Source organism: Corynebacterium choanae (assembly GCF_003813965.1).
Lineage (GTDB): Bacteria > Actinomycetota > Actinomycetes > Mycobacteriales > Mycobacteriaceae > Corynebacterium > Corynebacterium choanae.
On sequence record NZ_CP033896.1, the window covers coordinates 598,086 to 610,584 of the forward strand.

The 12,499-nt window shown below is 57.9% G+C and carries 10 protein-coding genes; 4 read left to right on the forward strand and 6 right to left on the reverse strand.

The features are described from left to right. Nucleotides 1-154 precede the first annotated feature (154 nt). The 3 genes from CCHOA_RS02180 to CCHOA_RS02190 all read left to right on the forward strand — a co-directional run bounded on the left by CCHOA_RS02180 (nt 155) and on the right by CCHOA_RS02190 (nt 2,778). The gene (locus CCHOA_RS02180; RefSeq protein WP_245992172.1) at nt 155-1,408 is read left to right on the forward strand and encodes a 5-(carboxyamino)imidazole ribonucleotide synthase; all 1,254 of its coding nucleotides are present in this window, start codon (nt 155-157) and stop codon (nt 1,406-1,408) included. A gap of 135 nt (nt 1,409-1,543) precedes the next feature. After that, the gene (purE, locus tag CCHOA_RS02185) at nt 1,544-2,053 is read left to right on the forward strand and encodes a 5-(carboxyamino)imidazole ribonucleotide mutase (RefSeq protein ID WP_123926278.1); all 510 of its coding nucleotides are present in this window, start codon (nt 1,544-1,546) and stop codon (nt 2,051-2,053) included. Between the two features lie 242 nt (nt 2,054-2,295). Continuing rightward, nucleotides 2,296-2,778, forward strand: a complete 483-nt coding sequence (locus CCHOA_RS02190; protein ID WP_245992173.1) for a YdcF family protein — start codon at nt 2,296-2,298, stop codon at nt 2,776-2,778. A gap of 103 nt (nt 2,779-2,881) precedes the next feature. Here the strand turns inward: CCHOA_RS02190 and CCHOA_RS02195 are convergent, their stop codons facing one another. Beyond that, nucleotides 2,882-3,133: a hypothetical protein gene (locus CCHOA_RS02195; protein ID WP_123926284.1), complete on the reverse strand. Its 252-nt coding sequence runs from the start codon at nt 3,131-3,133 to the stop codon at nt 2,882-2,884. A gap of 85 nt (nt 3,134-3,218) precedes the next feature. On the opposite strand from CCHOA_RS02195, the gene CCHOA_RS02200 reads away from it, so the two are divergent. Then, the gene (locus CCHOA_RS02200) at nt 3,219-4,532 is read left to right on the forward strand and encodes a protein adenylyltransferase SelO family protein (protein ID WP_123926287.1); all 1,314 of its coding nucleotides are present in this window, start codon (nt 3,219-3,221) and stop codon (nt 4,530-4,532) included. Between the two features lie 264 nt (nt 4,533-4,796). Here the strand turns inward: CCHOA_RS02200 and CCHOA_RS02205 are convergent, their stop codons facing one another. From CCHOA_RS02205 to CCHOA_RS02225, 5 genes are all read right to left on the reverse strand, one after another. Further along, nucleotides 4,797-5,621 carry a carbohydrate ABC transporter permease gene (locus CCHOA_RS02205; RefSeq protein ID WP_123926290.1) on the reverse strand — a complete coding sequence of 275 codons (825 nt, stop codon included), beginning with the start codon at nt 5,619-5,621 and terminating at the stop codon, nt 4,797-4,799. Between the two features lie 6 nt (nt 5,622-5,627). Continuing rightward, nucleotides 5,628-6,716: a carbohydrate ABC transporter permease gene (locus CCHOA_RS02210; protein ID WP_123930658.1), complete on the reverse strand. Its 1,089-nt coding sequence runs from the start codon at nt 6,714-6,716 to the stop codon at nt 5,628-5,630. An 873-nt stretch (nt 6,717-7,589) separates the two neighbouring features. Continuing rightward, nucleotides 7,590-8,909: an ABC transporter substrate-binding protein gene (locus CCHOA_RS02215; RefSeq protein WP_123926293.1), complete on the reverse strand. Its 1,320-nt coding sequence runs from the start codon at nt 8,907-8,909 to the stop codon at nt 7,590-7,592. 858 nt (nt 8,910-9,767) lie between these two features. Further along, entirely contained in the window at nt 9,768-10,475 is a 708-nt protein-coding gene (locus CCHOA_RS02220) for a TIGR03089 family protein (protein WP_123926296.1), read from the reverse strand. Nucleotides 10,476-10,804: 329 nt separating this feature from the next. Then, nucleotides 10,805-12,391, reverse strand: a complete 1,587-nt coding sequence (locus tag CCHOA_RS02225) for an LCP family protein (protein WP_206425813.1) — start codon at nt 12,389-12,391, stop codon at nt 10,805-10,807. Nucleotides 12,392-12,499 lie beyond the last annotated feature (108 nt).

The following is a 12,499-nucleotide window of genomic DNA, read 5'->3' on the forward strand; positions in this document are numbered from 1 at the left end:
CCGGCACAGCCGATATCGCATGCTTTTACAACCCAATGCCACCCCCAACGATGAACTCGCCCCGGCAAGACTGTCGAAGGTGGGCGCGGTAATACTGGGCAAGGGGTGGAGAGAATACTCCCCCAAATGGTGTATGACCGATATAGTAGTGCCTGTGAATGCAGCGCAATCAGCACCATCAGCCACCACCCATAGGGCGCTTGACGTGCCCCCAGGAACCCCTATTGTGACCATTTTGGGCGACGGCCAACTTGCCCGCATGATGCAAACTGAGGCGATCGAACTTGGTATCGGGGTGCGGTTGCTCACCGCTAGTCGGGACGCTTCCGCGGCGCAAGTAGTTGCCAACCCTATTATTGGGGACTATCGCCAAGTCGATGATGTGCTGGCTGCGGCCGCTGGCAGCGACGTGGTCACCTTTGATCATGAGCATGTGCCTGTAGCAGTCATGGATGCGCTGATTGCAGCCGGTCATACGATTCACCCCAGCCCGCAAGCATTGCAATATGCGCAAGATAAAACGCTGATGCGTCGCAAACTCGCGGAGCTTGACCTTCCCGTTCCGGCGTTTACCATCATCGATGATCCAACCCAAGTAGCCCCGTTTTTCAACCAAGTCGCTGGCCGTCTGTGTATCAAAACAGCCCGGGGCGGTTATGACGGCCACGGGGTGTGGTTTCCTGCAACAGTGGATGACGCCACCGACCTGGTGCGCAAACTCTTAGCCGACGGCAACCAAGTGTTGGCGGAAGAACGGCTCACCCTCACCCGGGAATTATCGGTGCTTATTGCGCGCCGCCCAAGTGGTGAGATGGTGACTTGGCCGGTGATCGAGTCTGTGCAACGGGACGGGATTTGCCACTCGGCGATCGCTCCGGCACCACACCTTGCCCCGCAGCTTGCTGAACGTGCTGTGGAGATTGCCGAAACAATCGCCACCCAGCTTGGGGTGACTGGTGTGATGGCGGTGGAATTGTTTGCCTTCCTTGACCATAATGGCGCCGAGACCGTGAGTGTCAATGAGCTTGCAATGCGGCCGCACAACACCGGCCACTTCACCCAATTCGGTAGTGTCACCAGCCAGTTTGAGCAGCATCTGCGGGCCTGCCTTGATTTACCGCTGGGATCAACAGCGAAAACGCACGAAACAACCTGCATGGTCAACGTGCTTGGTGCGGACACTGCCCCGCACTGCAGTGTGAAGGATGCTTGCGCTGCTGTGTGGCAGCGTTATCCGGCCGCGAAAATCCACCTCTACGGCAAACAGTGGCGACCGGGTCGCAAACTTGGCCACGTCATCATGGCCAGCGACAGTGCCGATCCGCAACAGCTCTTGGCGGATGCGACCGCGGCGGCGCACTGTATCCGCACCGGTGAATGGAATACCACAACATCCGCGACGGGCTAACGAAAGCCCTGCCGGCAACATCAGGATCCTCACGCCAGTATCGCGCCGTGAATTGTCCACATATTGCCCCATGTGGCGCCTCTGGTGTCTGGGGTGACCACCGCACTTTTGCCCCGAAGAAAGGTTGACTCTGCTATGTCACAAACCCCGCTTGTTGGTCTCATTATGGGATCTGATTCCGACTGGCCAACTGTTGAACCGGCAGCCAAGCTGTTGGCGGAATTCGCTATCCCCTTCGAAGTTGGGGTGGTGAGCGCCCACCGCACCCCAGAGAAAATGATTGCCTACGCTCAAGGTGCTCACACCCGTGGCGTTGAATGCATCATTGCCTGTGCCGGTGGTGCGGCGCATCTTCCGGGGATGGTCGCAAGTGTCACCCCGCTGCCGGTGATTGGTATTCCGCGGGCGTTGAAGCACTTCGATGGACTGGATTCGCTGCTGTCAATTGTGCAGATGCCTGCCGGTGTCCCGGTAGCTACCGTCAGCGTTGATGGGGCACAAAACGCCGGACTGTTGGCTGCCCGCATGCTAGGTGGTTCCCATCCGGAAATTCGGCAACGCATGATCGACTATCAGGCTTCCCTGGCAGCAGCAGTGGAAGAAAAAGATGCTGCGCTGCGCCGCAAACTCGTCGGCGAACACTAATTCCCGCATCAACTGTGGTGCATCTGCCCTGGGTCTGTGGTGCATCTGTCCCCGAAGCGGTAGCGGAGCTGCTGTGAGCCACCGGGGTTGTCGGTGGGTTTCCGCCCCGGTCGCTGGATTGCGCTGCCACGGGGTAGTCACGCGGCAAGAACCCATCAGTTGTTGCATACAGTAGTATCAACAAGCAGCAAAGTGAGTTGTTGATGGGTGAAGTGACGCGCCCAAAGGAGCCTGATATCACCGTGCACACACCAACACAGCCCGCCGACACGGTAGTGATATTAGGGTGCCGGCTGGTCGATGGGGTTCCCGGTGCCGCGCTTGCTGCCCGGCTTGCCGCCGCCTTACCGCTCATCGGCCGGCAAACCTGTGTGGTGGTCTCCGGATCGGGGGAAGCACCCGCAATGGGGCGCTGGCTGCGCGACCACGGGGTGGATCCGCAGCAAATTATTGAAGAACCCAATGCGACTTCAACGAATGAAAATCTAGAATTCACCCGAGCATTGCTGGGCTGCTGCAACAAATGGACAGTTGTTACCAGCGATTTCCATGTGCCGCGGGTGAAAATGTGGGCGTGGCATCATGGCTATGACGTGCAACTCGTGTGTGCGAAAACGCCGCCGGCACGCATCCCCTACCTGTGGGGGAGGGAAGTGCTTGCCTTGATTCATTCGACGCTGCGGGTAGTATGGCGCCGCCTCATGCAGCAGCTTCGTGGCCGGTAACTTGCCCCCAAAAACCATGTTGGTCACCAACGGGGTCAGCCACAAAAATAGGGGCGTGTCCGCTGTTGCCGGCTTTGCCGACAAGCGCAGTGTTACGGGGCAGCTAGTTGTCTTCTGCTGGAGTGGGGGTTTCCACGGGTAGCTGGGTGCGCGGCGGTCGGGTGGCCCGGTACAACACTACGGTTGCAATAACCAACACCAGTGCCAGCAGCGCCGGCCACACCTGCGGTTCTGGGCGCAGCACATTGAACACCGCCTGCACAGAAGCAACCATGGCGAAGAAACTTACAAACCCCACCAAGGAGTCACGCAGCAACTGTCGACGGGTGCTGTGCGGATGCTCTTTGGGTGCCATACCAGCACATGGTAGCGCAAAGACCACCAGTACAGACATCGGCCGCCGCTCGCGTGAAACAGAGACTCGATTATGCTAGGCAGTTATGCTCGGACAAGGATTCGCCACCGACAATCCCCACCTGGTTGTCCCCACCACAGTGACGAGCTTTCCCCACCTGATGCCGGTGATTATCAACGACACCTTTAACCAATCCGTCGATACGATCACCCAGTGGCTCTCCCAGCCGGGGTATGCCACCGCCTATGCGGGACATCAGTTTGGGCATTTCGCACCACTGCTTGGGGACGGGCGGGCAGTCCTCCTCGGGGATATCGACACAGCAACCGGACGTCTGGAAGTACAAGCCAAAGGAGCTGGGCGTACCTATTTTTCCCGCCGGGGCGACGGGCGACTGCAGCTCGAACCGGCACTTCGCGAATATCTCTTCAGCGAATGGATGCACGCCCTCGGGGTACCCACCACCAGATCACTTGCCGTGTTGACCACCGGTGAAACAATCCATCGCGACACTGCCCAACCCGGTGCCTTGCTAATTCGCCTTGCCCAATCCCATGTGCGGATTGGCACAGTGGAATATGCTGCCCGTCACTCACCTACAGTGCTGGCTGATCTTGTGCAGCACACTGCAGACGTTTTAGGGCTCGACCCGCACACCTCGCCGGCAACAGTAGCCATCGACTTGTTGAGGGAAGTGTGCCGGCGGCAAGCAGCACTGCTGGCTGCCTGGATGCGCTACGGGTTTGTGCACGGGGTAATCAACACCGACAATGTTGCATTAAGCGGGGAAACCCTCGACTACGGGCCGTGTGCCCTCATTGACCGTTTCGACCCGCAGGCGGTGTTCTCCCGGATTGATACCGCCGGGCGATATCGATATGGGGCGCAGGCACACATAAACCAATGGAATCTCATGGTGTTAGCGCAGGCGTTGTCGCCGCTCGCCCCAATGGAACGCCTCACCGCGGTGCTTGCCGAGTTTGCCAGCCACTATCACGACTGCTACTTCGCCCAGATGCGACAAGCCCTTGGGCTTGCGGCAAGCAGCGAAGCTGACGAACTCGTCGCCGACTTTGTCACGTTGTTGAGCCATAAGCAACCGGACTATCACGAAACGCTGCAGCAGCTAGCCGCCACCCCGGAAGCGTTACCGTCGTGGCTTGCCCCCTGGGGTAAACGATGGCTGGCAGCAGACCCAAATCTTGCCCTTATGCGGAACAACTGTCCCCAGTTTATTCCTCGTCATTATGTGCTCGCGGAGATTATTGCTGCGGCAGTCGCAGGTGATTATGAACCCTTCCACAAGGCTGTTGCCCGTGCACAACACCCCTATACCGGTGCTGCAACGCCACCGCCGCCCCCAGGAGTGCCGCCGACGCAAACCGTTTGTGGCATCTAGTGCTGTGTCCCATCGCCTCCTGGGATGGTGGTGCTGCAAAGCAAAAAAACAGCACCAGGTGGGGAAGCGAACAACATCGTTCCCCAACGGGGTGCACACCACTGTTGCAACCGTGAAGAGCAAAACCACAAGCGCACTACCATCATCCATGCGCAGTATCACCAGGGTGCCGCGGCAAACGAAACCGGTTGACCCACACTTGGCGTCACCGGTCCGCTTTAGCCGCACCGCTGCTACCAGCCAACACAGGGTGGCGCTGTGTGGTTACTCTTTCACCCCGCCGGCGGTCAGCCCGGCAACAATTCGCCGCTGGAAAAGCAACACCATGATCACCAACGGCACCGTCACCAGTGCACCAGCCGCCATCACCGACGTGTAGGGATATTCAAACGAAGACGGGCCGTTAAAGCGGGCGATCGCCACAGTCACCGGCTCGGTCGCAGGATTCGACAGCTGCTTGGCGAGCATAAACTCATTCCACGAGGCGATAAAGGCCAAAATAGCGGTAGTAAACAAAGCTGGCGCCGCCAACGGCAGCAAAATCTTGCGGAACGCCTGCGACCGGGTCGCGCCGTCGACCCGTGCCGCCTCCTCCAGCTCCCAGGGGAGTTGACTGAAAAAACTTACTAATGTGTAAATCGTCAACGGCAACGCAAATGAAATATTTGGAATGATCAGCGCCCGATAGGTGCCAATCCATTCCAGATCAGTAAACAGTTGAAACAGTGGCGTGACCAGCGCAATACCCGGGAACATGGAAGCCGCCAGCACAATACCGGTCACAAACCCTTTCCCGCGAAAATCCAACCGGGCAAGCGCATAGGCGGTAAATACCCCCACCGCCACCGCAATCACTGTGGTGGCCGCACCAATGATCAGCGAGTTGATAATCGCCGAGAGAAAATCATTGCCTTCATCGGTGGCTAATGCTTTGTGAAAATTTTCCAGCGTCACATGGGTTGGCCACGGAGTGGTGTCGAACGTAAAGTCGGGATCCCGCAAGGCGGTGACCACCATCCAATAAAACGGGGCAAGCCCCCACACCAAAATCAGCAGCACACCAGCATAGGTTTTTATCGTTTTCAGCATCGCAGCTTAACTCCCCTGCACAGTGGTGGTCGATGAGGTGGTTTTATTTGCCGCTGACGAATGATCGGCGACAGCTGATGCAGCCGGTGCAGCTGAACCCCCAACGGTTGCCGCAGCCTGGCCTTTCTTGCCCCGGCTGGTGGGGGTGGCGGGTAGACGAGACGTTGCCCGCACATCAGCGCCGAGGAACCGGATCATGATGAACGCAACCGCGAAAATCATGAGGAAAATCAGGGTGGAAAGCGCCGACGCGGAATTAAAGTTGTTTTGTCGCATATCTTCCACCACCAGCATTGAGATCGTCGCAGTCGGCGAATTCGACGAGGAAGAGATCATAATCAGCGGCAGATCATACATGCGCAACGCATCCAAGGTGCGAAACAGCACAGCCACCATCAACGCTGGTTTCACCAACGGCAAGGTGATCTTGGTGAGGATCTGCCAGCGGTTTGCGCCATCAACCCTCGCAGCCTCGTACACATCCTGCGGAATCATCTGCAAACCGGCCAAAATCAGCAGCGCCATAAACGGCGTTGTCTTCCACACATCGGCGATAATCACCGCAGTACGTGCCGCCCACGGATCAGTAGTCCAAGCAATCTGGGTTCCCAACAGGGCGTTTATGATTCCCTGTGGGGCGAAAATAAACTGCCATAGTTTTGCAGTCACCGCGGTTGGGATCGCCCACGGCACCAGCACGGCAGCCCGCAGCAATGCCCGGCCGGCGAACTCTTTGTTCATCACCGTCGCCATCCAAAAACCCAAGAGGGTCTCGAGGGTGACGGTGACAATCGCGAAGAAGAATGTGATCCTTACAGCCGGCCAAAAGTCGGTCGACAGCACTCCGGGGGCGCAGTCAACATAAACTCCTGGATTGCCGGGCTGTTCGCAGGACTGGGTGAGCCAGTACACATAGTGGCGAAGGCCAGCAAAGCCGCCCTCCTCGAAGAAACCGGTAGTCGGATTGAACGCCATGTTCGATTGGAAGGACAAATAGATTGCCCGCACAATCGGATATCCGATGACGATTGCTAGCACGATCATTGCCGGGGCGATAAGCAGCATCGCGGCACGGGATTGTTTTGCTCGTTGCATCATGTTCCTGATTCGAATCAGGTGGTGGAAAATTCAGTTCACAGGTGGTGTCGCAGCAAAGCCTAGGATCATCACAACCAGACGTGCAGTCAACGGAAAAAAGCTTCCCGAATGGCACTGGTGTCTTGGATTGCTTGAGTTCGATGAACCCATTGAAGCGGCGGCCTTGCACCACCGCCTGGTGGTATCGCACCACCAAACGGTGGGCTGATATGACAGCTAGTGTAACTGGCTGTCTGATCGACTGGGGAATGCACCGGCAGCACTGTTGCCTATGTTTGCCAGTAGCACACCAAGGACTGCCCCTGCAGGTGTGACCCAGCATGAGCCAGGATCTAACTGGTGTGGCCGAAACCTGCGGCAGCCTACCTGCGCAAAAACCGGGCGACAGCGAATGCCAACACAAGGGGAGTACGTAGCAAGGTGGTGGGTACGCCGATAGCGACACCTGCGAAGTGGCACAGCACCTGCCAAATGCCAATTCAGCAGACAGACACAACCAGGTGGCTGTTGCAAAGTCGCCCGGAAGACGGCTAGGTGCACCGCCTACAGGGGTATCAAGCAGCAGGTTTTCATGAGGGGATAACAGTCGGTAAGCCGCCCCGCACGACAACACTCCAGCAGCAGTGCAGCGATCCATCGCCTGTGAGAAAACACTGTGCAGCTGTTGCCACACAGAGGACGTATCGAGCTACAGCAGCCTGCTGGAGTGAGAAGAAGAACACTTGTCCACCGGCCAGACCCGCAACAGGATTGATCCGCTGCGGATAACGACCGGCGCAAGCCAACAGCCGGTGACTGGCAGAGATAGCGACACTACCTCTTGTGAAACACGGTCACCGGCTGCGCAAGGACAGCGCTGTCACTGAAGGACTACATGCCAGCCTGTTGGATAGCAGCCTTCATGTCGTCGGCAGCTTCATCCACGGTCTTGGTACCCTGCAGCGCCGCATAGGCGTTATCCTGAATAGCCTTCGAGATCGCCGGGTAGAACGGGGAGACCGGACGTGGCACCGCGTTTTCTAGGGAAACCTTCAACGCCGGCAGATACGGGTATTCGGCAATCAGCTCAGGATCGTCATAGACCGATGCCAGCACTGGCGGGAAGGACTGTTCAGCGAACCACTTCTGGTTGTCTTCGTTGGTGATGAACTCAATGAAGTCGCGAGCAGTCTGCTTATGCTCCGAGTAGACGTTGATGCCATTGTTGTAGCCACCGAGGGTGGAAACACCAACACCGTCCTTTGCAACCAGTGGCTGCACCTCGAACTTGCCCTTCACCTGCGACGAGTCATTGGTTTCTGCCATCTCATACATGTATGGCCAGTTGATAGCGAATGCCACGTTGCCTTCCAAGAAGGACAGGTGCGTGGTTTCCTCATTAGCGCCGGTGGAAGCTTTGGCGATCACACCGTCGTTGTAGGCGTCAACCATGGCGTTGAGGCCGGCCTTTGCTGCATCGGAATCAACCTCTGGAGTCTTGCCGTCGCTGCCAACAATGTGGCCGCCCCAACCTTCGATGAAGCCTGCCGTGTTCACCGTCAAGCCTTCATACTGCTTGAGCTGGGTGAGCAAACAATCATCGCCTGCTGGAAGCGTGGCACAGGCTGCCGCAAGTTCGTCGAAGTTCTTTGGCTCTTCCGGAACCAGTTCGGTGTTGCGGAACAGCAGCTGGCCGTTGGTGTTCTGGGGAACGGCATACAGCTTGCCGGCGTAGGTTGCCGAATCAACAGTTGGCTTGAGCAGCTTAGAGGTGTCCACTGCCAGATCACCCTCGAGGGGGGCGAGCCACTTTTGCGCCGCGAACTCGGCAGTCCACACCACATCGAGTGCCATGACATCGTATTCGCCCGAGTTTGCCTGCAGCGACTGCACCAAGGTGGAACGCTGATCGTCGGCCTCACCAGCAAGTTCCTTTAAGGTCACTTCCTCGTCAGGATGTTCCTTATTCCATGCTTCGATGATCGGCTTGAGCTTGTCGGTGTCGTTTTTGCCCATAGCAAAGGTGATCGGGCCGCGACCTTCACCGGCAGCATCAGACTTCGCAGCCGAGCTTTCCGTCGACGAAGCGCTTGCCGCAGAGGTGCTGCTGGAGTCGGAAGAGCCAGAGTCGCCGCAGGCGGTAAGCAGTGCAGCGGTTGCCAGTGCGGTAGCACTCAAGGCGGTTAAGGTTTTGGCAGTGTGCTTGGTCATAAACAACACTTCTCTCTGAGTTGTAGAACAATGTATGAACATATCTGGTCGCCGTCCTGCATTTTTAGTAAGGACGTGGTGACGCACATACTTGTCACGCGGGTTTTCTTTCGCGGCCGATGTCCCCGCAGGAGTCTTTCCGCTTGTGCACACTATTAGCTCGTGGCACTGAACTGTCGGCCGTGTCACCGTGGTGGCCTGCACAACAGTGACAGGTGTCGCGTGACGTTCACCGCGATTCTACCGGGTGAGCACCAGTGAGATAAGACCTTTGCAGAAAAAGGCGCAACTGTCAGACAACCACTGGTTTGCCGGTATCTGCTGGTGCTTGCGGACACAATCACGATTGGGCAGGCGTATTGCTGGCTGGGCGGAGTTTCGGTCGGGCGGTGTGTGCGATCCGGTCGGGCTGTGTTTGCCGCTGGTAGGGGACCTTGAGAAACCCCGCTACACAGGGCAATCCAACCAGAGCAGCGGTGCGGTGTAGTCGCCTGTTTAGCGTCAGGGTGCTTAGCACCAGGAGAATGTTCCTCCAGGTTGGGCAGGGCAGCATCAGTGGGGAGAGCCCGTGGGGTTACCTGACGAGTCAATGTACTGCGTCCAACGAATAGCACGATTGATGGTCACAGTAGCTATTGATGTACGCAGGTTCCGCAGCCGGTGCTAGAGCAATCTTTGGGGGGTGGCTAGATCCTGCCCTTGAGAAAAACGCTCCCGTAATGACTGCGGCAGGTTCGATACCACGCGCCTGAAGGTCAGAACGATACTGCATCTGCCGGCTGCGCGAAGCTGCACAGGGTGTCGATTGGCGGTGAAATCACCCTGCAAGAGTTCCTAGCCTGGTTCGCAAGTGCAGGCTTATGGTGTCTTGCTGGGCGCGTCGCCGGTGCCGCGTAACACTGCGCGTTCTTTGCTTGCAATTGTTTCCATGCGGGCAATGCTAACTGGTGGAGTTACCAGTACGGCCGATCCGCCGACACTCAACGGTTCAAGTACTGCACTGTTGAGCGATGCAAGATCGGTAAATCCAGCGCTGATCAGCCGAATCCCGGTGGGAAGATCACTAGATACCAGGTCGGAAAGGCGTTGCGATGCTGCGGTGAAACTGTCCCCGTAGGGGCGGATTGCCGGTCCGAAATCAAGAAAATCCTCCGGCAGTTCGCCGCCGGTTTCTTCCACGCCCCGGCCGAGGGGATCATCGGTGACAATCACGATCTCTGGGGGAGCATCGTCGATGGTGATATCGGCATAGTTAGTGGCGCGCGCCAGATTGGTAAACACTACCGGGGTGGTGTTGACTTCCTCGTCGCCAGGGAAATGCAGTGTTACCCCTGCCGCCAGTGCACCGAGTGCGATCACAACGGGCTGCCAGCCAGAGGGAAGATCGATGACGATGCCATCGCCGGGGGTGAGATCGAATTCTTCCCGCAGCATATTGGCGACTTTCGCCGTCCAATTGTCGAGGGTGATTGCGGAAAATTCGACTCGCGTGTCGGCACTGTCGTTATACACGGTCAGTCGTGGAATTGCTGGATCGGTGTGAAGAAGATCGTCGAGCAGCTGCATAACATGTAAGCGTAACTGTAGCTACACACCTATGCCGACAGGTGGTAGCCCCTTGGGTGCCTTGTGGGCATCGGCGCCCGGCGGAAAACAGTGTGTGAGATCGCGACCGGGGTGTCGTTGTTATGTGCCAGGTTGTGCACCTGTCGCCGGGGGTTCAAGTTAGCCGGTTTTGCCAGAGGTATGAGATTGTCGGTTTCGCTTTGCTGGTGAGACACGTGGTCTACAACGAAAACAACCATCCCAGGCGCAGGCGCAGTGGGGTGGGTCACTTGCTCTGGTGCTGGGATGGTTGCTGGTGCAGTTCTTCTAGTGTTGCTTCGCCGGTGTGTCTAGTAGACGCATCGTGGCCCGTCGCCGCCAGCATCGATCACTGCAGGGGCGTCGTCGACGGCTTCTTCACCGGGCTGTCCGACGACAGCGGGGGGAAGCTCATATTCCGTGTCGGCTTTCGGACCGACATAGTCGCCGTGCACCACTACTACAGCCTCACCGGGTTCGAGGGAATCAGATTGGGTGATGGGCAGGGAACCTAACAGTTTGGCGAGCTGTTTCACTTCCCGATCATCCGGGTCGGCGGCCACAATCTGGCTGCGGTCGTAGAGACCTTCTGGGGCGTTGCTGATATCCCCGATCGGATAGTTGTCGTCGGCGAGATATTGCGCCACCCGCGCGGCTAACCCAGTTGCCAGCGATGCGTTGAGGGTGTGCACAATCAGTGGTTTCTTGCCGTCATCTGCAGCAGTGTCGGCGGGTTCTTCGGTTGCTTCCGGTGCGGCTGTTGCGGTGGAAAGCAGGGTGTCGAAGAAGTCGTGAACTTCCTTAGTGTCGACGGTAACCACCGATTCGCCATAGTCACCCACCCCGTCAATGGAGGTCACCGGAATGGTGGTGAACTTCACTCGACCGCCGGCCAAGTTTTGCAGCTGGTTAGCAAACGACATAATGTCCCAGCCTTCGTCGATAATCACCGAACGGCGGATCGCGTCGGCCAGCTGCGCGAGGGTGGCAGTATTCGTTAACGTGCCGTTGGACAGCATCTTGTTCACCAGGGACGCCATGTAGGCCTGCTGCCGGGTGATCCGGTCGAGGTCGCCGCGGGGCAGACCGTGCCGCTGCCGAACATAGGACAGCGCATCAGGACCATTGAGGGTTTGCCGTCCGGCAGGGAAGTTCGCCTGACTGAATTCGTCTTGGGTGGGTTCCAGCAGACACACTTCCACACCGCCGACCGCATCGGTGAGGAGCACGAATCCGAGCAAACCGATTTCGGCATAGTGGTCGACAGTCACCCCAGACAGTCGGGAGATCGCCCGAATCAGGGCGGCCCGTCCCGCTTCAGTGGATCGGGCGATGAGTTCTTTTTGGTCGGTGATGCCTTGTTCTAACAGCTGGGTTTGTTTCGCTGCTTTATATGCGGAGTAGACACCGTTGATTTTCATGTTGCCCATCTGCGGGTCGTGAATATAGGTGTCCCGCGGAATGGAGATAGCTGTTGCCGAGGAGCCATCATTTGGCACCCGGATGAGCATCAACGTGTCGGTGTTGTCGTTTTCTTCATCCCCGGCGCGCAGCATGGCGATTTCTTCGGGGGTGAGGGGGTTGCCTTGGGCGTCGGCTCGGGAATCGGATCCGACGAGGAGAATATCGGTGGCACCGTCGGTTGCTTGGCCGTGTTTGGCGACTTTTTTCTCACCTGAGGTGCCGGCAATAGCGTCGCCGAGGGCAAGTGATGAGGCGCTGGCGACGTCGTTGCCGATGCGGCCGACGGTGGCGTAGCCGACAGCGGAGAGGGTGATCATAAGCAGCGCGAGGACGGTGAGGATGACCAGGACGATGGTGGGTTGGGACTGGCGTGCCGGGTTGGCTGGCAGGGGGAGTGACTGCACCTGCCGAGCCTTGCGGGTTTGTGGGTCCACCAGTTTCTCCTCATTGTGGGCGGCGTTTGATATGTCTGCGGTTGCCCGCAGGTAGAGAACGGTTGTTAAGAGTACTCGGATTGTGGCGGTGTGTGCTATTGCCGTTGC

Coding starts and splice junctions, on each gene's coding strand:
- CCHOA_RS02220 (WP_123926296.1), bottom strand. CDS start 10,475: ATGCAGCTGCTCGACGATCTTCTTCACACCGATCCAGCAATTCCACGA.
- CCHOA_RS02210 (WP_123930658.1), bottom strand. CDS start 6,716: ATGCAACGAGCAAAACAATCCCGTGCCGCGATGCTGCTTATCGCCCCG.
- purE (WP_123926278.1), top strand. CDS start 1,544: ATGTCACAAACCCCGCTTGTTGGTCTCATTATGGGATCTGATTCCGAC.
- CCHOA_RS02195 (WP_123926284.1), bottom strand. CDS start 3,133: ATGGCACCCAAAGAGCATCCGCACAGCACCCGTCGACAGTTGCTGCGT.
- CCHOA_RS02200 (WP_123926287.1), top strand. CDS start 3,219: ATGCTCGGACAAGGATTCGCCACCGACAATCCCCACCTGGTTGTCCCC.
- CCHOA_RS02205 (WP_123926290.1), bottom strand. CDS start 5,621: ATGCTGAAAACGATAAAAACCTATGCTGGTGTGCTGCTGATTTTGGTG.
- CCHOA_RS02215 (WP_123926293.1), bottom strand. CDS start 8,909: ATGACCAAGCACACTGCCAAAACCTTAACCGCCTTGAGTGCTACCGCA.